7 protein-coding genes are annotated in these 22,137 nt (G+C 41.2%); 1 reads left to right on the top strand and 6 read right to left on the bottom strand.

The features are described from left to right. Positions 1–376: 376 nt before the first annotated feature. The 5 genes from DSY56_RS07340 to DSY56_RS07320 form a co-directional block, all read right to left on the bottom strand. Positions 377–592 (bottom strand): hypothetical protein, encoded by a 216-nt coding sequence (locus tag DSY56_RS07340; protein ID WP_234990560.1) that lies wholly within the window; start codon positions 590–592, stop codon positions 377–379. A 349-nt stretch (positions 593–941) separates the two neighbouring features. Then, a complete protein-coding gene (locus DSY56_RS07335) occupies positions 942–2,822 on the bottom strand; it encodes a beta-N-acetylhexosaminidase (RefSeq protein ID WP_112444758.1) in 1,881 nt (626 codons plus the stop codon). Then, complete coding sequence (locus tag DSY56_RS07330) at positions 2,816–3,685, bottom strand: ROK family protein (RefSeq protein WP_200832396.1); 870 nt, start codon at positions 3,683–3,685, stop codon at positions 2,816–2,818. Before DSY56_RS07330 ends, DSY56_RS07335 begins: the two co-directional genes overlap by 7 nt. Before the next feature lie 83 nt (positions 3,686–3,768). Then, positions 3,769–6,414, bottom strand: coding sequence for an alpha-mannosidase (locus tag DSY56_RS07325; RefSeq protein WP_112444754.1), 2,646 nt, complete (start codon positions 6,412–6,414; stop codon positions 3,769–3,771). A 204-nt stretch (positions 6,415–6,618) separates the two neighbouring features. Further along, complete coding sequence (locus DSY56_RS07320; RefSeq protein WP_112444752.1) at positions 6,619–7,899, bottom strand: glycoside hydrolase family 125 protein; 1,281 nt, start codon at positions 7,897–7,899, stop codon at positions 6,619–6,621. Between the two features lie 170 nt (positions 7,900–8,069). Between DSY56_RS07320 and DSY56_RS07315 the strand changes: the two genes are divergently transcribed. Next, entirely contained in the window at positions 8,070–10,166 is a 2,097-nt protein-coding gene (locus DSY56_RS07315) for a GH92 family glycosyl hydrolase (RefSeq protein ID WP_112444750.1), read from the top strand. 113 nt (positions 10,167–10,279) lie between these two features. On the opposite strand, the gene DSY56_RS12035 is transcribed toward DSY56_RS07315, so the two are convergent. Then, on the bottom strand, positions 10,280–21,604 hold the full coding sequence (locus DSY56_RS12035; RefSeq protein WP_200832390.1) for a DUF1542 domain-containing protein: 11,325 nt from the start codon (positions 21,602–21,604) through the stop codon (positions 10,280–10,282). Positions 21,605–22,137 lie beyond the last annotated feature (533 nt).

Here is a 22,137-nt window from a genome sequence, read left to right as displayed (position 1 = left end):
AAATGTCTTTCGTTAATGTTATTCTAGCACTATCTAATTTTTTGTCAGGTTTTCTCAATCTACCAGACTTGATACGTATTAGCTACACGCTCAACAAATTTATACTCTTCGAAAATCTCTTCAAACCTCCTCAGCTTCCATCTGAAACCTCAAAACAGTGTTTTGAGCAACCTACAGCTAGCTTCCTAGTTTGCTCTTTGATTTTCATTGAGTATTAAAAAACTCTCTTATCTGAAACCATCACAAAAAACAATTGAGATACTAAGCCTACACAGACTGATTCCAATTGTTTTTTTAGATTGTTTAACAATCAATTTTACCATTCTTCATAGTCAAAACCATCATAATCTGGATATTGTTCTGGCGGCGTTCCAACTTAACGTACGAGATAAGCTTCTTCGCCCTCTGTCTCGATTTCTCTCAGCACTTGGCATTCAAAACGCCATTCATTACCGAAGTCGAAAATAAACTTAAATTTTTGTTTGACACTTAGGGTATCCAGATAGACATTTTCTGTGTAACGTTCTTCAACATCGTCACTAACAAAGCTAAGAAAGTAAGAATCTGCATGACTCCACGCAACATTATCCATGAAAAATGCATGAGCATGATCATTTGCAAAATCAAAACTCCATAAAATCACATCTGCTAGTTATGCTAACGTTTTTGTTTTTGGAATTTGTATATGTCGGTAGCAACCTTTTTAAAATTTGACGAAAATGACCCAGGCTTCTACAGATGCTGGCTTTTCAGCTTCTATTTCTTGTTTTACTAATTTTAAGTGTACCACAATACCTCCAATAGCTAATCGATAGGGGTGCTCCTAAGAGACATTCCCTCTCAGTCATTTTAACATAAGTTTGTCTAACTGTAGTATTTGAAACTAGATAATCCCTCTGTTTCACGCGAAACACCCTACGCCAAGCAAGGTGTTCTTATTTTTAAGTTGTATAAATGGTTGAAGCTGTCGCAATAGTATGCCATTGGTTGGCTGTTGTGGCTGCGAAGCCCTTGTCTGCGTAGAAGTCGTTAAATGGCAGAATTTCTACTTCCAGCTCGTCTATGCGGTCAAGCTGACCAGCCAGATAAGCCTCGATACGGCTTTCTGCTCGTTTGATGCGTTGCAAGAGTCCGCCCATACGGATATCGACCGTATCCAAGCCAAAGACCTTGTTTTCCTTCAGCCATTGATGGCTAAAGAGGGAATGGAAGTCTTCAATTTGGCTTCTGAGTTCTGGTAATTCTTGTCTTGCGATTTCTTGCAGACTTTCCTTATCGTTTACTTGATAGGCCTGACGAATGCGTCTTCCCACATCCACTTTGCTACTTAAAATAGCATTCAACTGGGCCTGAGTTTCAAAGAGGTAGGCATAGTTGCCAGCTTTTTCTTTAATATCAGCAAGCATCTCAGCAGCCTGAGCAAAGTGTGGTTTGTCCTGTTCAGGTGTCATGTGCCGGTCAAGGATCGGACAGAGAACATCCTGATAAAAGACATAGCGGTTGGGATTGATGCCACTGAGATTGCCTGGTAGGTCTGGCAAGAGGTTGGCTAGGTCAATCTGCATGAAATCCTCAACTGATAGACCTGTATTGGTCTGGAAGTGTGCAGACAAACAGTCTAGGTCATTGCGGTAGCTTAGTTCTGCCCAGATTTGCAAGCTTGGGAGAATAGAAAACTGGGCTGTTTCACCACCATTGTCCCCCCAACCAGTCACGATGACTTCTTTGATTTCATTGGCACGGCAGGCTTTATTGGCCTCAATAGCTACTAGACGGCTAAAATGGTTGTGAGGTGTAAAGCCAATCCACTTCCAAGCTCCCCCTGCAAAGGCAAGGTCATGACTAATCTTATGATGGTTGCGGAAATTGCGATTGTATTTTTCCTCGCTATCCTGGTAATAATCCCAGTAAACCAAAGTCACTCGGTCTTTGAGACGGTCTAGGTAGACACGCGTTTCCTCTGGAATTTCCACATCACGGTCGTACTGGCCATCTGCTGACATAAGTTTAAAGAACATATCGCTCCACATCTGGCAGTGGAAACCATATTTGTCAGCAATATCCAGCACGCGCTCCAAGTGTTGGCACATGAGGAGACTACGATCCACAACACCGTTCAATATCAAGTAACGTCCCAAGCCAACCAAGTGTGCTTCGTCCATCCCAATATTGACCTTGCGAGTTTGTAGTTTAGATAGAGTAGCAAACATGCCATCAATCAGGTTATAAACCTTTTCTTCGCCAATGAGGAGAATGTCCTCTACATCACGGAGCTCCTGGACTTCTTTGACACCCCATTTGACGAAGGCTGACAAGTGAGCCAAGGTCTGGATACATGGCACAAAGGTCATGTCAAACTGCTGGGCATAGGCTTCGATTTCCTGCAACTCCTCAGCCGAATAAGCTCCACGGAAATAGCCAAAGTAAGGCTGCCCTTCAATCTGGTAGGTATCTTCCATGTAGAGTTCAAAGGTTGAGTAGCCCATGAGAGCCAAGACCTCAATCATCTGCTTGGCAGAAGCCACATTCAGCACCGCATTTCGCGAACAGTCAGCCATATAAGCCAACTCTTCATAAGCCGCCTGCTCCTCAATTTCTACTTTGTCACCTTCTGCTAGAGCTGTTACCAACAAGGACAAGGCACGATAAAGTTGGTGGGGGTTGCGATAAGTTAATTGATAGCGACCACCCTCACCCTTGATAGAGATAGAGGCTTGGTCAGATTGAGCGACTGCTACCTCTACATCTGGTAGCGAAATGTGCTTTTGAAGCAACTCTATAGCTTGATGTTGTTTACTGCTAATTCCTGTAAATCTTACCATTGGTTTTCCTCCTGTAGCCAGTTGACAAGGGCACCGTAGAGATTGGCATCTGCATGATAGGTGCAGGCTTGGATAACGGGTGCGACCGTGTATTCTTCGTAGGTCTCAACAAAGTCATCTACAGCTTTTTTGACACCTTGGATAAAATCTGGATTTTGACTGATAGAGCCTCCCAGACTAATGACATCTGGGTCGATCAGATACTGGATATTAAGCAAACCTTGCGCCAGATTACGGTTCATGCGCTCAATGGCTTCTTGACAAAGGGTATTACCAGCTGCAGCCTCTTGGTAAATCTTGCGGCCGTCCCAGTCAGTCTGACCAGATTTTTCAATCACGTATCGCACCATATTTCCAGTTGATGCTAGTTGCGACCAGTTGTTGAGTTTTTCAGCAGGGGCAAGGGTGGTCATGTAGCCAAATTCTCCACCCAGGCCGTGGCGACCTCGATGAAGTCTACCATTGATAATCATGGCTCCGCCAATCCCTGTCCCAATCACGACACAGGCTGCATTTTCAAGCTCTGGATGAGCTAGTAGTTCACTGAGTCCAACGCAGTTGGCATCATTTTCCAGATGGACAGGAATCTGATAAGAACTAAGTGCTTCATACCAAGAAAATCCGTGGATGTAGGGCACCGCACTGAAGCCATCAATCACACCTGTCTCTTGATTGACCGCACCTGGAACGCTCATAGCAATCCCACTATAATCCTGTTCTGACAAGCGCTGGTCTAACCAAGTTAGTAAATCCTCCAAGTTTTCAGGCGTTGGAATGCTTGTCTTATTCAGTATTTTCCCATCAGGAGTCAGACTGGCAAACTTAATTCCAGTCCCTCCGATATCAATTGTTGCAATGGTCATTGTTTTTACCATAAAAAGGGGCGAATCAGCAGTTAGTTTTTACTTTTTCGCCCCTCCTTTCTTTTTATGTTTACTTTTTGAAATTAAATTTCTTCTTTTTTGATGAATTCTGTACGAATTTCTTGTGGAGCCAATAGTCCTGAATGAACTGGATATGGTCGTTCAAGTAGGTCAAGGAAGAGATGTTGACTTTCCGGTACACGTACATTTTCACTACACATATTGTAGTAACGAAGAACATAGCCTTCTTCATTTTCAGCTACCTTAAAGGCTGTTGGACAGATTTGCGGTATGCTGAGAACAGAATGGCTCAAGAGGCTACCAGTCGCAGCCACGCTCCCTTCCTGTCTAGCAAGCTGAAGGCTGGTAAACGGTGTCTGCAAGGCTTTAGCACGACGATAGGCTGAGAAGCGTTCTTGGGCTTGGTGGCATTCCAGCGCAAATTCGACTTCAAACTCACGCAAGCATTGTGCTTCTGGTGTTGGGAAGTAACCCCAGTCACCTAGCTCACCTGATGCACGCAAAATAGTCACTGCAATGGTGTCGTCTCCAAGGATTTCGTATTCATTCAATCCCTTGTTGGATACAGTCACACCTTTTTCATCATCATACAGACTAACAAAGGCTTGTTGGTGTTGAGGATTTTCAGGATTTTCCCATGAAGCAGCTGGTTTGTTTGGTCGTGTCACCACCTCATAGATGCTTTCAGAATCATTGCTTGGACGCGTGTTGTGAGTCTTGACCAAGAGACGGATACGGTGGTCTTTGGCAGTGTTAGTAAAGCGAGTCTTGAAGCGGATTTGTGGATTATCAACAAAGACAGTCAACTCAGTTTCAAGAGGAATGCTTGTCAATTCTTCTGAACGACCAGCTTCACGCTTCATAAACTCGATGATGCCTTTTTGCTCTTCTTCTAGTTTTTCATCGGCACTGACAGGCACGGTCAATTCATGTTTGAGCAAAATCTTAGCATAGCGAGCTGTGTTTTCCAAGACCTCGTAGCCCTTAAGCTCTGCATAGATTGGCTCTGTTCCTTTTGGTTGGAAATAGATATACTCGTTTCCGATGTCACCACGGTCTTCGAAGCGGATAAAATCTTCATAGGCTTCGTGAGTTGTCTTATCATAGACTGTGATGTTGTCATCCACACTCACCGTTACAAATGGCGTATCAATCACTCCGTTTTGGTAAATACCCTCACGGTGTTCTTGTTTTCCTTCCAGCAATTGGAAAGTTGTCCAAGAAAGTGGCGCTAGGTGAACTGGAATGGTCACGCGCACTTGTCGAGCAATACGAGCTTGGCGGAACTTGTCTTTTGGTAAATCGTACTCAAAATTAGCCCCAAGATCCTCGATTTTAGCCTCTACAGGACGACCATCCAAGTCCTCCACACGGTAGCTTGGCAAGGTAAGAGCAGCCATCTTCTTGTAGCCTTCCGTTGGGTGTAATTCCTTGAAATCACAAGTCGCCACATCAATCACTGTGCTGACAGTATCAACCTTATCATGCAAGCCTGTGTTAATAACCGTAAAGAGATAGTCACTCTGAGCTTCGTGAGTTGCAATTTTGCCCTTCCATTCGTTAAGAAGATTGGTCTTGACAAAGGTTCCGACTTGGTTGACCTTGGCAAAACGAGTTTCCATCTCACGGTGAACTTCGTCCACGCTACAGCCACAGATACTATCATGCGGCGCATTTTGCAAAAGAGTTTTCCAAGCATAGGTCAACTGGTCCTTGTGGTTATGACCCCCAGTGATAATCGTCAAGGGTTCTACAACTTGCTCTAGGAGGTTGCTATTTTCTTGGAAGGCTTGTTTGAGATAAATACGAGATGAAGAAGTGTTGGCAAGTGTGTACCAACCATCTGTTTCCTGACTAGTCAACTCACCTGTAACCGTTGATAAGTGTTCAGGAAGCGCACCTTCCACAGCTTGAACATATTCATCAAAAGAACTGTGAACAAAGGTCACATCTGGGAAGAGTTCATTTGCCACACGAATAGCTTCGCTCAGATTTCGCTGTACAGGCTGGTGGTCACATCCGTTCATCATCAACCATTGGTTGGTCGAAGCGTAATCACACACATCTGACAATTTTTGTTTCCAGAAGGTCAAGGCCTCGTCTTTATCAACTGGAATTTCATTCCCGTTACTGTACCAGTTGGCAAAGAGGATACCGAGGACACGACTTCCGTCCGCACCCTGCCAGTACATTTCTGAAAACTGTGATGTAAACTGCTCATCTTCGAGAACTTGGTTGTCAAATCCAATCGGCTTCACACCACGCCCAAAGGCTGCCACGCGAATGCCTGATTTTTGAAGGATTTGAGGTGCTTGCCCCATATTTCCAAAGGTATCTGGGAAGTAACCAATCTGGGTTGATTTGCCCCATTTTGCACATTCTGCTTGACCAATCAAGGTATTGCGGACGTTGGCTTCACTTGAAATCAAGTAGTCATCCTGCAAGATGTAAAATGGACCAATCTTCAATTTTCCTTCGTCAATGTAGCGTTGGACCTTGTCGCGATTTTCAGGGCGAATCTCCAAGTAGTCGTCAAGGACAATAGTTTGTCCATCCAAGTGGAAACTCTTGAACTCAGGGTCATTTTCAAAGAGATCAAAAAGATTGTCAAACAATTCCACCAACTGCATACGGTGGCTTTCAAAAGGCAAGTACCACTCACGGTCCCAGTGACTATGTGAGATGATATGTACGACAACATTTTCCATGAAGTAAAACCTCATTCTAAATTAAATTTTTAATGTTTTAAATGTAAATTTGTGATTCTGACAAGAATCGGTTGCACTAATACTCAATGAAAATCAAAGTGCAAACTAGGAAGCTAGCCACAGGCTGCTCAAAGCACAGCTTTGAGGTTGCAGATAAAGCTGACGTAGTTTGAAGAGATTTTCGAAGAATATAAATCACGCTCCTTAGCGAATATCTAGGTAATCCAAGACCAATTCACAGAACATCATGTTAGCCCAAGAGAACCATTCACGAGAGTAGAGAGTTGGGTCATCTACATGGAAGCTTTCATGCATCACACCTGTACCACCATCGCAAGCAACCAGCTGATCCAGCAAGAATTTCTTCTCTGCCTTATCTCTTGTTGTCAAACCTTGGATAGAAAGGGCGATTGGCCAGATATAGCGATAGAAGGTATGAGAACTTCCGAGACCACTAGCGTATTCTCCTTGGTAGAAGTAGGGATTTTCAGGGCTCAGAATGGTACGACGAGTTGCTTGATAAACCTCATCGTTGACATCGCAGTAGCCCAGATAAGGCGAAGCCAACAAACTTGGAACGTTTGGATCATCCATGATGCTAGCATTTCCTAGGCCATCCACTTCAAAAGCGTAAATCTTTTCACCCTTGCTGTTGGTGGTGTAGGCGTAGCTTTCTATTCCTTCTTGAATCTCAGTCTGGAGACGCTTGGCATTAGCAATAACACTCTCGCTATCAGCTAGGACTAGTTCTGCAAAGATTTCTTGCACATACCCCAAGACAACTACAGCAAACATATTTGACGGAATCAAGTAGCTATATTGACAACAATCATCACTTGGACGAAAAGCTGACCAGGTCATGCCTGTCACTGCAAAATCAGGGCCAAATCCATCATTTACCAGTGTATCTTCCTTACGATCGGTATCACGAACAAAACGATAAGGTGAGTTCTTGTGGTCTTGTTCTACCGTCCAAAGATGGAGAATTTCCTTAGTCGCTACGACAAAAGTCTCATCAAACTGACTAGTTTCGCCAGTCTCTTTCCAGAGGAGATAAGCCAACTGCAAAGGATAGCAAAGCGAGTCCACCTCGTACTTGCGTTCCCAAATCCAGCCATTAAGGTCTGTGTGGTCAGTCTCATGGTGCCCCTTCCAGTTTTCCTCAATGTTGAAGGAATTGGCATAAGGATCCTTGAGTACCAAGGTCATCTGACGTTTGACCAAACCTGCAATGGTCTGACGCAGGAGCGAATCTCTTTTAGCCACATGCAGGTAGGGTCTGAGTTGGGCTGTCGAATCTCGAAGCCACATAGCAGGAATATCCCCAGTCAAGACAAAGGTTGAACCATCTTCTAGGATTTCAACCGTATTGTCCAAGGTGTCGGTGTAGCAACGCTCGAAAACATCCACCCACTCTGGATGGTCCTTAGCCCGCTCTGCCACTTCATCTAGCCATTCTCTAACAATTTCTTTTGAATAAATCATCGTGCAGTATCCTCTTTCAAACAAGTTTCATTTTCAGTATATAGCTTTTGAGACAGAAAATACATACACAAATGATAGTCATTTTTCTACAAAATAGTTATCTTTGAAACTCCTTTTCTAAAGGCCCTCTTTTTCTGATATAATGTAGAAAAACAGCTAAAGGAAAGACTATGAAACCACTACTTGAAACCATCGATACCCGCTTTGGGACTGCCAGCAAGCATGCCTTTTCTCGGGGAAATACCCTGCCATACACAGGCGTTCCTTTTGGGATGAATTACTTTGTGCCCCAGACCAGTGACCAGGAGGGCTCTTGGTTTTTTGATCCACATCTGCCTATCTTTCAGGGGATTCGATTGACCCATCAACCAAGTCCTTGGATTGGGGACTACTCTTGGCTCCTTCTGACACCTGTCACCGGTCAACTGGGTGGAGACAGCCTCTTTCACCGCCAATCTTCCTATGACATAGATAAGGCCTCTTTCCAACCTCATTATCTGAAAATTTTCTCCCTGCGCTATCAGATTGAAACCCAGCTCACACCGACTTGCTATGGTGCTTCTATTCGTTTGGAGCAAAAACAAGGCAAAGCCCTCTCCCTCTATCTTCACGCAGGAGATGAACTGACCGTGGAGCAGGTAGATAAGCGAACTCTGGCCTTGAGACAAGAAGGAAAAACTGATACTAACAAAAATCCGCTAAAACTATTCACTGCCCTGCAAATGAATACGGATATTCTTGCTGTCAGCCAAGAAGGGGGAGACTGGCGAATTGACCTGGAAGATAGCCATGCAGAGATTCAACTAGGCACTTCTTTCATCTCCCCTTCTCAAGCACTGCTTAATCTACCTCAAGTAGATTTTGATAACTGTAAAGCAAATGCACAAGCGGACTGGGAAAATCTCCTCCATCGTTTTGACATTATAGAGACAGGAGAGGCTGACCGAACCTTCTTTGATCACTGCCTTTACAGACTCTTCCTCTTCCCACAGACTTTTTATGAGGTTAATGAATCAGGGCAAGCCAGCCACATAGATCTGGCTACTGGTTCTGTCAAGCCCGGTGTCCTCTTTAGCAACAATGGTTTCTGGGATACCTTCCGTACCACCTTCCCCCTCTTTGCCCTTGTCATACCGGAACACTATCGTCTCTTTTTAGAAGGTTTTCTCAATAGCTACCGCGATACTGGATTCCTTCCAAAATGGCTGGCCCCAGATGAACGTGGCATGATGCCAGGTACCCTGCTAGATGGCATTATCGCAGATAGCGCCTGCAAGAACATGGCTCCCGACTTGGAAGCAGAACTCCTCCAAGCCATGCTTGAAACAGCCAGCAAATCTGACCCTCTCGGCATCAATGGTCGCCACGGACTAACCCAATACCAAGAACTAGGCTACCTCTCTACTGACCACCACGAAAGCGTCAGCCATACTCTAGACTATGCCTATAGTGACTTTTGTATCGCCAGCTGTGCCGAAAAACTCGGAAAAACAAACATCGCAGAAACTTATAGAACTGCGTCACAAAATTACCGCCATCTATTTGATGCTGAGACAGGTTATATGCGAGCGCGAGACAATCGAGGCAACTTCCGCCCTGACTTCTCTCCTTATAGTTGGGGACGTGATTATGCCGAATGTTCAGCCATCCAAGCAACTTTAGGCGTTCTCCACGACATCCCAGACTTAAGCCAACTTATGGGTGGAAAAGAAGCCTTCAGCAACTATCTTTTGAAAACCTGTCAGGAGGCTCCCCTCTTTGAGACAATAGGCTATGGTTACGAGATTCACGAAATGAGCGAGATGGCTACTGCTCCTTTTGGGCAACTCGCCATTTCCAACCAGCCGAGCTTCCACATTCCTTATCTCTTCCGTTACAGCAACTACCCTGACTACACTGCCCTTCTTATCAAGACGCTCCGTCAGAAAGCTTTTCACCCAAGCTGGCAAGCCTATCCTGGCGATGAAGACAATGGTAGTCTCTCGGCCTGGTACATCTGGTCGGCCCTCGGATTTTATCCGACCTGTCCAGGCAAACCAAGCTATGACCTCGGAATTCCTCTCTTTGACCACCTCCGTATCTACCTAGCTAAAGAAAATAAATGGCTAGATATTCATACTGAGCAAAACCACAGCCATTTTAACTTTGTCAAAGAGTGCCGACTGGATAAGGTGCCCGTATCTAGCATTCAACACCGAGACCTCTTGAAAGCTGAGCAACTGACCTTCACCCTCAGCTGGTTGCCAAGTCATCCGTCCACTTCCTGAAATACAAAAATCTCCTAGCAGACTTTCCTGCTAGGAGATTTTCTTATGAGAGGTACTTATTTAAGCTTTGAAAATCGGATTTATTATTTGATGTTTATCAAACAATCTACCAATTAAGCTTCTTCGTCTTCTTTACGACGACGGCCTGCAAGACCAAGACCAAGTAATGCACTTGCGGCTGCTGCTACCATAGCTACAGTAGAATCTGCTGTACCTGTATTTGGCAATTCTTTAGCTGCTTTACGCGTGTTTGTTGCTGCTTCTTGGCTAGCATTAGCTGCTGCTTGAGTAGTAGCTGGAGCTGATGTTTGAGCAGCTTGGTCCTTAGCTGGAGTTGCATGATCAGTTGCTGGAGCAACTTTCGCCATGAAGTCTTCAATACGTTTAACCATTGCATCCACTTCATCTTGGTTTGCTTTCGGATCTGCAAATACTTTCTTAGCGTCTGCCAATAAGTCAGTCGCTTCTTTTGCAGTTTCTGCATCAAGCTTAGCTGATTCTTGGATGAACAATTCATCTAATTGATGGATAGCACCTTCTAACTTAGCTTTATCCACTTTTGCGTCAGTGTTAGCAGCTCCGTTATTACCTCCACCATTTGATGGTACATATGAACGTTGTTTGAATGCGTCATCTCTTGGAATTGCTAATACTTGGCCTTCTTTTGTAACGATTGTTACATTTCCAGCTTTATCAATGTTAATAGCTAATTCTTTCTTACCATCTTTTTCGACTGTTGCATTACCATCTTTGTCGATTGTAATTTTCACTTTAGAATCTTTAGATGTGTAAACTGTGTTTCCATCTTTATCTGTTGATTTAATGTAAGCATCAAGATCGAATTCTTCTACATTTGTGATAGCACCTAGAACCTTGAATTGGAATTTCGCTTTTTCTTCTGGAGTAATATTAGCAAGGTTTGCTACCGTTACTTTACTCAAGTCGAAATCAAGATTATTACCACCGTTTTTAGCTTTCGCTTCTTCTGCATTCTTCACTAGTTGTTCTTTAGAAATTGTTGCTATCGAACCGTCTGGTAATGTTACTGTTGCATTTCCTTGGTCGTCCACTACTACAGTTGATCCTGGGTTGACTGCTTCAATTGATTTCTTAACAGCGTCTTTTTCGTCTTTTGTTAAGTTTTCTTTATTTCCAACTAATGTACGGATAGCTGGTGTTTTCACTTTAGCAGTCTTAGCTTCATCAGCTAATTTTTCTGCTGGGATGACTAAATCTGAAGCTGGAATGTTAAGAACTGTTCCGTCACCTTTGGTTACTGTTGCGTTTCCTTCGTCATCTACGACTACGGTTGAACCTGGGTTGACTGCTTCAACAGCTTTCTTAACAGCTTCTTTCTCTTTGTCTGTAAGTTTAGTTGAATCTGCTACTACAGTCTTAGCTGCTGGTGTGTTCGCATCGTTACCGCCATTAGCTTTGTTAGCATCGTCTTCAACTTTAACTAAGTCTGTTGATGGGATAACTGAAACATTGCCATCTTTGACTACTGTTGCATTTCCTTTATCATCTACTACAACTTCAGCACCTGAATTTGCTGCTTTAACTTTGTCTGCGATTGCTTTCTTCTCAGCTTCAGTTAAGGCATTTGGATTTGCGACTTTTGTCTTAGAGGCTGGTGTAACTGCATTGTCTTTAGCTTTTCCATCGTTCACATCTTTTGCAGATTTTGTTAAATCTGATGCTGGAATAACTGCTGTATTTCCGTTTGGAAGAGTTACTGTTGCGTTTCCTTGGTCGTCTACGACTACAGTTGAACCTGGATTGACGGCTGCTACTTTAGCTGCAATTGCATCTTTCTCATCTTTTGTTAATGAGTCTGGATTTGCGACTTTTGTCTTAGAAGCTGGTTTAACAATGTCATTTCCTGCTTTTGGTGCCTTTTCTGCATCTGACGACTTAGTTAAGTCCGCCGCTGGAATAACCGCTGTCTTACCATTTACTGTTACTGTTGCGTTTCCTTGGTCGTCCACTACAACTTCAGCACCTGGATTTACTGCTTTAACTTTAGCAACAATTGCTTCTTTCTCATCTTTTGTTAATGAGTCTGGATTTGCTACTACAGTCTTATCGGCTGGTTTAACGATGTCGTTTCCTGCGTTTGGTTTAGCTGCGTCTGCTGCTGATTTAGTTAAGTCTGATGCTGGAATGACAACTGGTTTTCCATCTTTAGGTGTAACTGTTGCATTTCCTTGGTCGTCTACTACTACAGTCGCATCTGGATTTACTGCTTTAACTTTAGCTGCAATTGCATCTTTCTCATCTTTTGTTAATGAGTCTGGATTTGCTACTACAGTCTTATCTGCTGGTTTAACTACGTCGTTTCCTGCGTTTGGCTCTTTAGCTGAATCTGCTGTCTTAGTTAAGTCTGATGCTGGAATGACTGCTACTTTACCATCTTTAGTTGTTACTGTTGCGTTTCCTTGGTCGTCTACTACTACAGTTGCTCCTGGATTTACAGCTTTAACTTTGTCTTCGATTGCTTTCTTAGATGCTTCTAAGTCATTTGGATCCAAGACTGTCTTATCTGCTGGTGTGTTGACATCGTTTCCTGCGTTTGGCTTAGCGGCTTCTGCTGCTGTTTTCACCAAATCTTTCGCTGGGATAACCACTGTCTTACCATCTTTAGTTGTTACAGTTGCATTTCCTTGGTCATCAACAACTACAGTTTTAGCTTCTGGATTTACTTCTGCTACTTTAGCTATGATTGCATCTTGCTCGTCTTTTGTTAATGATTCTGGATCTTCTACAACTGTCTTGTCAGCTGGTTTAACTACGTCGTTACCTGCGTTTGGTTCTTTAGCTGAATCTGCTGTCTTAGTTAATGCCGCCGCTGGAATGACCGCTGTCTTACCATTTACTGTTACTGTTGCGTTTCCTTGGTCATCTACTGCTACAGTTGCACCCGGGTTAACTTCTGCTACTTTAGCTGCGATTGCTTTTTTCTCATCTTCCGTTAATGGTTTAGTAGAATCAACCGCTACTTTATCAGCTGGTGTATTGACATTGTTTCCTGCATTTGGTTTAGCTGCTTCTTCTGCTGTTTTCACTAAATCAGTAGCTGGAATTGTTGCAACTTCTCCATCTTTAGTTGTTACCGTTGCATTTCCTTTATCGTCAAATGCCACCTTAGCTTCTGGATTTACTGCTTTGATTGCTTCTGTAATCTTAGCTTTATCTTCGTCTGATAAATGATCTGGATCGCTTACAACTACTTTGTCAGCTGGTGTGTTAACTTTGTTTCCTGCATTTGGTTGTTTAGCTTCTTCTTGACTTGTTACTAAATCTGCCGCTGGAATTGTTGCTGTAGCTGTATTACCATCTTTATCTACTACAGTTACTGTAACATTTCCTTTATCATCTACGAAAATCGCTTTCGCATCTGGATTTACTGCTTTAATCTTAGCTTCAATCGCTTTTTTCTCTTCTGGAGATAATGGTTTAGTTGGATCTGCTACTACTACTTTATCCGCTGGTTTGTTAATGTTATTTCCAGCTTTTGCATTTTTAGCTTCTTCTGCTGTTTTCACTAAATCTTTTGCTGGAATTACAAAGCTTCTACCATCTTCTGTAGTTATCGTTGCATTTCCATTGTCATCAACAACCACCGTTGAACCTGGATTCACTTCCTCAACAGCTTTCTTAATAGCTTCTTTATCCAAGTTAGCTGGATCTGTTACTAACACTTTGTCAACAGGTTTCTTAATTAAATCTTGTTTCTCAGGTTTTAATAGATCTGCTTTTGGTTTCGCTAAGGCTTCTACAGGGATTGTTGCGATGTCTCCATTTGCATTCTTAACAGTCGCATTTCCTTTTGCATCAAATACTACTGTTGCTCCTGGGTTTACTTCTAAGATATTTTTCTCAATTTCTTGAATATCTTCCGCTGTTAATTTATCTCTATCTTTCACTAACACTCTGTCTGCTGGTGAATTGATTTTATTTCCTGCATTCACTTTAGCTTTATCAGCGTCAGTCTTCGTTAAATCAGCTACTGGAATTGTTGCAGTCTTACCGTCTGGTGTTGTTACTGTCGCATTTCCATTTTCATCTACGAATATTGTTGCTCCTGGATTTATACGTTGAACTTTAGCAGCGATTTTTGCTTTAACATCATCCGTAATTTGTCCATCTTTAACAAACACTCGATCTGCTGGTTTGTTGATAAGGTTACCTGCTTTTGCATCGCTTAATACTTCATCATTAGTTTTCACTAAATCATCCGCTGCGATTACAGCTGTCTTACCATCTTTAGTTGTTACTGTCGCATTTCCTTTTTCATCAACTACTACAGTTGCATCTGGGTTAACTTCTTCAACTTTAGCTTTAATAGCTTTACGGTCTTCATCAGTTAATGCATCTTTATCAGCAACTACTGTTTGATCGATAGGTTTCTTAACTGGGTTTTGTTTAGCTGGATCCAATAGATCTTTTTCAGCATTTGATTTCACTAAGTCACTTACAGGGATTGTCGCTGTAGCCATAGTACCGTCTTGATTTGGTACTGTTACTGTTGCGTTTCCTGCTTCGTCAAATACGACTTTAGTTCCTTCAGGATTTACCGCCTGAATTGCTGCAGTAATCTTAGCTTTTTCAGCATCAGTTAATTCAGCTGGATTTGCTACTACTGTTCTTTCAGCTGGAGTATTTACTTTGTTTCCTGCTGATGGAGTTTCTTTAGCTGCTGGATCTTTCAATAAGTCTTCAACTGGGATTGTTGCTGTCTTACCGTCTGGTGTTGTTACTGTTGCGTTTCCTTGGTCATCAACAAAGACAGTCGCACCTGGGTTTACTGCTTCAACCGCTTTTTGGATTTTAGCTTTAACTTCATCTTTATTCGGTCCAACTAAATCTGCCGCCGCTGCCGCTACTTTATCCGCTGGCTTGTTGATGTTATTTCCTGCTTTTGCACCATCAACTTCTTGTGGAGATTTCACTAAGTCTTCTTTGGCGATTACTACAGTTTTTCCTTCTGGAGTTGTAACTGTTGCATTTCCTTCGTCATCAACTACGATAGTTGTCTTCGGATCTCTATTTACCTTAGCGATTTCTGCTTTGATTGCATCTTTTTCAGCTGGAGTTAATTTACCTGCTTTCTTAACAAGTGTTTTATCTGCTGGTTTCTTAACTTCATCTTGCTTGTCTGGCTTAGTTAAGTCAGCTGCATCTTTTGCTAAATCAGATGCTGGAATTGTTGCTACAGCTCCATCTTTCGTTGTTACTGTTGCGTTTCCTTTGTCGTCAAATGCAACTGTTGCACCTGGGTTAACTTTAAGAATTTCTGCTCTAATCTTATCTTCATCAGCCTTGATATTAGCAGGATCTGTTACAACCACTTTCGTTGCTGGAGTGTTTACTTTGTTTCCTGCATTTGGTTGAGTTGTATCTTTGATAAGATCTTCAACAGGGATTGTCGCTGTTTTACCATCTGGAGTTGTTACAGTCACATTTCCTTGGTCGTCTACGAATACTTTTGAACCTTCTGGGTTCACTGCTTCTACAGCCGCTTTGATTTTAGCTTTAACGTCTGCTTTCTTCGCATCATCAGCTAAATCAGCTTTTGTTGCTGCTACTTTATCTGCTGGTTTGTTGACGTTGTTTCCTGCTTTTTCATCTTTAGCTTCTTCTGGAGATTTCACTAAGTCAGTTACTGGAATTGTTGCTGTTTGACCGTCTGGTGTAACTACTGTTGCATTTCCTTTTGCATCAACTACTACTGTTGCATCTGGGTTTACTGCTTGAACTTTAGCCTTGATTGCTGCGATATTTTCAGGAGTTAAGGCATCTTTAGCAGCAACTACTTTGTCTACTGGTTTGTTGATGTTATTTCCTGCTTTAGCAGTTTCTTTGTCAGCTTCTTTCTTCACTAAGTCAGCTTTTGGAATCACTACAGTTTTACCTTCTGGTGTTGTTACTGTTGCGTTTCCTTTGTCATCAACTACTACAGTAGAATCTGGATTTACTGCTTCTACAGCTGCTTTAATAGCATCTTTAGCGGCACTTAAATCTGCATTTGGATCATCTACTAAAGCTGGATCCACTACTACTTTGTCTGCTGGTTTGTTGACAGCATCTTGTTTCGCTGGGTCAGCTAAGTCAGCTTTAGCTTTTACTAAATCGCTCGCTGGGATTGTTGCCACAGCTCCGTCTTTCGTTGTTACTGTTGCATTTCCTTTTTCATCTACAACAACTGTTGCATCTGGATTTACTGCTTGAATTTTAGCTTTAATAGCGTCTGTAACTTCTTGTGGTAATGGTGCATCTGTACTGTCCACCACTACTCTATCAGCTGGAGTGTTTACTTGGTTTCCACCGTTAACATTCTCTTTATCCGCATCTGATTTGACTAAATCTGCCACTGGAATTGTTGCAGTTTTACCATCTTTAGTTGTTACAGTCGCATTTCCTTGGTCATCGACTACTACTGTAGCATCTGGGTTCACTGCTTCAACTGCTGCTTTAATTCTAGCAAGTTCAGGGTCTGTTAATTGCTTACTGTTATCAACACGTACTCTGTCAGCTGGGTTGTTGATGTTGTTACCAGCTTTGGCAGTTGATGTTTCATTAGGTTTTTTAATTAAATCATCTGCGTCAATAACTGCTGTTTTACCTTCTGGTGTTGTTACAACTGCGTTTCCTTGGTCGTCAACTACTACAACTGCACCTGGATTTACAGCTTCAACTTTTGCTTTAATTTCAGCTTTTACTTTATCAAGTTTTTCTTTATTTGCTTCACCTTGTAATGCTGCAATATCTTCTACAACTGTTTGAGCATTCGGTTTATTGATGTCATCGCCACCGTTTGCTTTCTTAGCATCTTCTTCTGTCTTGAATAAGTCACCTGCTGGAATTGTCGCAATTGTTCCGTCTTTAAGAACTACTGTTGCATTTCCTTCATCGTCATATTTAACAGCTTTAACTTTTTCGTCGCCACCATTTAATTTTTTCAGTTTTTCAGTTACTTCAGCTTGTGCTGCCGGGTCTGTCGCTAGTCCAACTTTTTTATCTGCTGGCTTACGAACACCTGCATTACCTGAATCAGGATTTGCTGCATCAGCTAAAGTACGCACCAATTCTTTGGCTGTAAATCCTGCTGTATTTCCTTCTGGTGTTGAAACCGTTACTGTACCATTGTCATCAATTGTCACAACAGCATTAGGATTTACTTCACGAACAGCTTTTTTGATGTTTTCTTTATCTGCATCTGTCAAACTTTCAGGATTTCCAACAATCACTTTATCCGTTGGACGGTTGATGTTGTTGCCACCACCTGCAGTATCTAAAGCATTTACATCTTTTGTTAGGTCTGTTTGTTTTAATGTTTCAGGTGCTTGCTTCCCTGGTAAGGTTACTTCAGCACTTCCATCATCCTTAACAACTACCGTCGTTCCAGGAGGGTTTACTGCTTTAATAGCATCTTCTAGTTTTTTCCGTTCATCCTCATTTAAGGCTGTTGGATTTTCAGCAATTACCTTGTTCGCTGGTAAACGAGCAGAGTTGATGGCTTTAATCGCTGCTTCTGCTGATTTCTTAGCGTTATCAACATCGGCATTTTTCTTAGCACCATCGATTGCCTCTTCCGAAGCTTTCTTAACAGCATCTACCTCAGCTTGAAGTTTTGCTCTAGCTTCTTCAGTCAAGGCTGCGTCTTGAGCAATTTCTTGCTTTTTAGCAGCGGCTGTAGTTTCTACCGCTGTTTTAGCTGCTGGTTTTTTAGCAGCAGGTTTAGTAACACCCTCTACCTGTGTTTTTCCAGTATCGCCTGCTGTATCGATTTTACCTTGCTCTTGTGTAGCTGCTTCAGGCGTTTCTGCATTATCATTTTTCGCCTTAATTTCAGCTTTTTTAGCATCAGCAAGTTTTTTAGCTTCTGCCTTCGCTTCTGCCTTTTCTTCCTCTGTTAGGTCAGTTCGGGCATCCATTTCTGCTTCTTTAGCTTTTAAGGCTTCATCGATTTTGTCTAATGCTGCTTGTTTACCGATTGGGTTGATTTTAGCAACTTCTTTGGTTCCTTCAGCTTGTTTATCGTTTACAGCTTGTTGCGCTGCTGTTGCCGCATCTGCTGTTTCTGCTGTTGCTGGTTGTTTTTCGATTTCATCAAGGGCTGCTGCTGCCTTGTCTTCAGCAGCTTTTTTAGCTTTTTCCTTCTCGGCTTGTGTTAAGCTATCATTGTTCTCAATAGCATCCTTCTTAGCTTCCAAAGTCTTAGCGATTTCTTCTTTAGCTTTTTCTTTACCGATTGGATTTACTTTTGCTACAGCACCAGTACCTTCATCTTTACCTGCAGTTACATCTGTTGCATTTGTAGCATCAGCGATTTTGTCTAATGCTGCTGCTTTATCTTTTTCTACATCAGCAATAGCTTTATCTTGTTCAGCTTTTGATAATGCAGTATTTTCCTTAATAGCTTTGATTTTATTAGCAGCTTCAGTTGTTACCGCATCAATAGCTGGTTGTTTATCTAATTTCACAACTTTCTCTACAGGAATTGTATCTTTAGAATCATCTTGATAAGTTACTACTAAGTTCGTACCCTCTTGAACAAGATCTTTTACAACCTTCTTAGCATTTTCAGCTTCTACTGCTTTTCCTTTTTTATCTTCTAAGTTCTTATCTTCATTTTTCTTAGAGTATTCTAATGGAAGATTTTCTTTAATATTAGCTAACTCATCTGCTGGAATATTATCAATGTTTGATACCACCGGTTTCTCAGCATCAGCCAACTCTCTAATGTCATATTTTTTCGTTTGAGATTTTAATACAATACTGAATGAACCTGGGTCAGTTTCATATGAAGAACCTTTAGCAACATTACGAATTTCTTTTCCATCTGTGTCAGTTGCAGTTGCATAACGAGTTACTAGACGATATTCATCATTATCACCTTTAGGGAATTTAGCCGCGTCAAGTTTAGGTGTCTCTTTCGTTACCTTACCACCAATTTTCACAATTGCAGGATTTTCAGCTGTCGCTACTGTTTCTGCAGTAATTGGCGTTAAAGTCATATCATATTCGTTATCTAAAACTGCAGGATTCGCAGTTGCACTTAAATCATTGTTTCCACCTTTTTTAACTGTTGCAGATTTAATCTTACCTAAATCATCTGTATATTTAATATCGATATTGATATCTTCATTAGCATAAATATAGACATCTTTTTTACCATTTGCAGTTGTAGAGTAAGGGATTGTTACTTCTGGAGCATTGTTCGTACGTGCAAAATCAGTCAATGGTCTAGTATCTGTTGAACCATCTTTATAAGTTACAACTAGATTGTTATCAACTTTTTTAATGCTTGTGATACGTTCTTCTTGATTTTCTACAGCTTGACCTTTTTTATCAGCTAGACGAGCATCGATGTTATTTTTAGAGTATTCAATCTTAATCTTATCTTTGATTTTATTAAATTCTGCTTCACTCACATCTGACGCGTCATCCACTGCTACTTTATCAGCTTCTGCTGGTGTTTGAATGTCATACTTTTGAGTTTGTGGTTTCAATACAACTTCAAATGCTCCTGGGTCTGTTTGGAACGAATTACCTCGAGCAGTATTTTTAATTATTGCATTATCTAAGTCAGCCGCTGTTGCATATCGCTTACCTAACACTAAACCTTTAGTTCTGGCTGTTTCTAATTGTTTATTTGTTAGCTTACCTCCAGGCATTCCTGAATAACTAATAATTGCCGGTGAATCTTCTGTTGCTGTTGTTTCAGCATCGATAAAGTTCGCAGTGTATCCCCACTCAACATCTACTTTATTTTCTTCACCTTCTACTCTATTAAATGCATTATTCCCGCCTTGAACTACTGCAGCACTCTTGATCTTACCTGAGTCATCTTTGAATTTAATATCAAATGAATTTTCTTCTCCTCCATAAACATAAACCTGCTTTGTTGCAGCATCAGAGAATGGAATTTCGACTGTTGGTGCGTTATTGGTACGTGCCACATCAGAAATTGAAGCTGTGTCTGTTGAATCATCGTTATAGGTTACAGTGATAGTTTGTCCATTTACGTCAATACTTTTCACTACAGAAGCTTGATTATCTAAATCTTGACCTTTTTTAGATTCAAATCTAGCATCTTGGCTTGTTTTAGAATATCCAATTTTGATTTGGTCTTTAATTTTCTGAATATCAGTTTCCGTTAAGTTGTTAATATCTGAAACAGCAATTTTATTCGCATTGTTTTCTGGTTGTTGGATGTTGTATTTATATGTTTGAGATTTAACAACCATTTTGAAGTAACCTGGATTAGATGAGTTTGTACCACCTGATATTTTGTCTCCATCTTCATCAACAATATGTAAATATCTATCCCCTAATACTGCATTTTGATTTTCTTGTTTAGTATATCCAACTTTCGGATTTGTTTTAAATGTCTCATTTGGTTTTCCTGTTACACGTACTGTTACTGGTCCTGTTGTTGGACTTGTAATTGAACTGTACGACCATCCGAAACCATCTGTTTCTACTGGTTTAATAGGCGAAGATATAGGTCTTCCATCTAAATACTGACCACTTCCTTTTTTAACTGTCACTTCTTTTAGTTTTTTACCAGTTGTTGAATTTACAGAAATCTCAATGTCTGTATCTTCTTCGTTATAAGCATAGACTTCTTTTGTCTTATCATTAGAAAATTCTATAGTATAACTTAAATTCCCTGAAGTTACCGTTGTAGGTGCATGAGTTGTAGCTGTCGCTTCTGTACGGAAAGCATTCTCTTTATCAATCTCTTTATCGTTACGTGGGTCGTTTAAACCTGTGTTTTCGATTGCGTTAGATTCTGATTTTTTCTCAGTGTTTTCTGCTTTTTTACCTACAGTTGGTTGTCCGTTAGTAGTATCTACTTTCGGAGCGTCTTTTGAATCTTTTGGTTTGTTTTTTAATTTTGAGCTTACTGTAGTGACAAGGTTTCTGTAAGCTACGTTCAATTCATCTTGACTAGTTGCAGAAGCGAGTACAGACTCAGCAGAAGCCAATTCACCATTCAAAAGAGCAAGGCTCTCCTCTGTTTTATTAGCATACGTACCTGCAGAAAGTTTTGATTTAACTTCTGAAATGTAGTTTTCAAGTTGCTTTTTGTCCAAAGCTGGAGTTGTTACTTCTGGTGCAGCTGGTTTTGCTGGTTCTTCTACGACTGGTTGTGCTGCTGGAGTTGATTGGGCATCAGAAGCTGGTGCTACTACCGAAGCACTTTCTGCTTCTTGTGGTCCCTCATGTTCAGAGGCTAGCCCTGGAGCTGCTAGAGATGTCTCTTGTTTGCTTAACTCATTAGCTGATACAGCTCCATTTCCCAAGAACATGAACAGGGCAGCAACTGCTACACTGGCTGCTCCAAAACTATATTTACGGATTGAGTAACGTGTGACTTTTTCACGGTGCGAGCGTTCAACACGACTCATAGGCGATTTCTTCTCCACTTATTGTGTTCTCCTTAAAAATATTTTTTATGTCCATATCTACATGCAAAGATTCCTCGCCATGGACGAGGTTTTGCATGTGATACTTTACTTCTTCATTGTACATGATAAGTGATATATATGCAAACTAAATGCTCATCAAATTTACTTAAAAAAAAAAACATTTTCAGACAATTTTTACAATTCGTTCGTTTTTATAACCAAAATTATGAATTTTTTAACTTTAAAATCAGGAAAATGCTTTAATTTTCTATATATTGTTATATTTCCTTGAAAACTAAAATTCGGAAATGAATTTGGATAAAATCTTTTTATTTTGAAAAGCAGATAACTTTGATACCTAAAAGGAACTATTCTACTATTTTTAAACAAAACATTCGTAAAATAAATATACAAAAATTTTTAGGTTTTTAGCTTTTTTTCTTCCAAAAAAGAGAACCTATCAGTTAAATGCCCAGATTCTCTAATAGCTTTCTAGCAGAGCCCAACAGAACCAGACCCTATCTCTCATATGCACTATTCTCTTAAAATTC

The sequence above is a fragment of the Streptococcus sp. 596553 genome, assembly GCF_900411395.1.
GTDB classification, from domain to species: Bacteria; Bacillota; Bacilli; order Lactobacillales; family Streptococcaceae; genus Streptococcus; species Streptococcus mitis_BA.
Note: the sequence above shows the minus strand (reverse complement) of the source record. Positions and strands in the feature narration are given on the sequence as shown.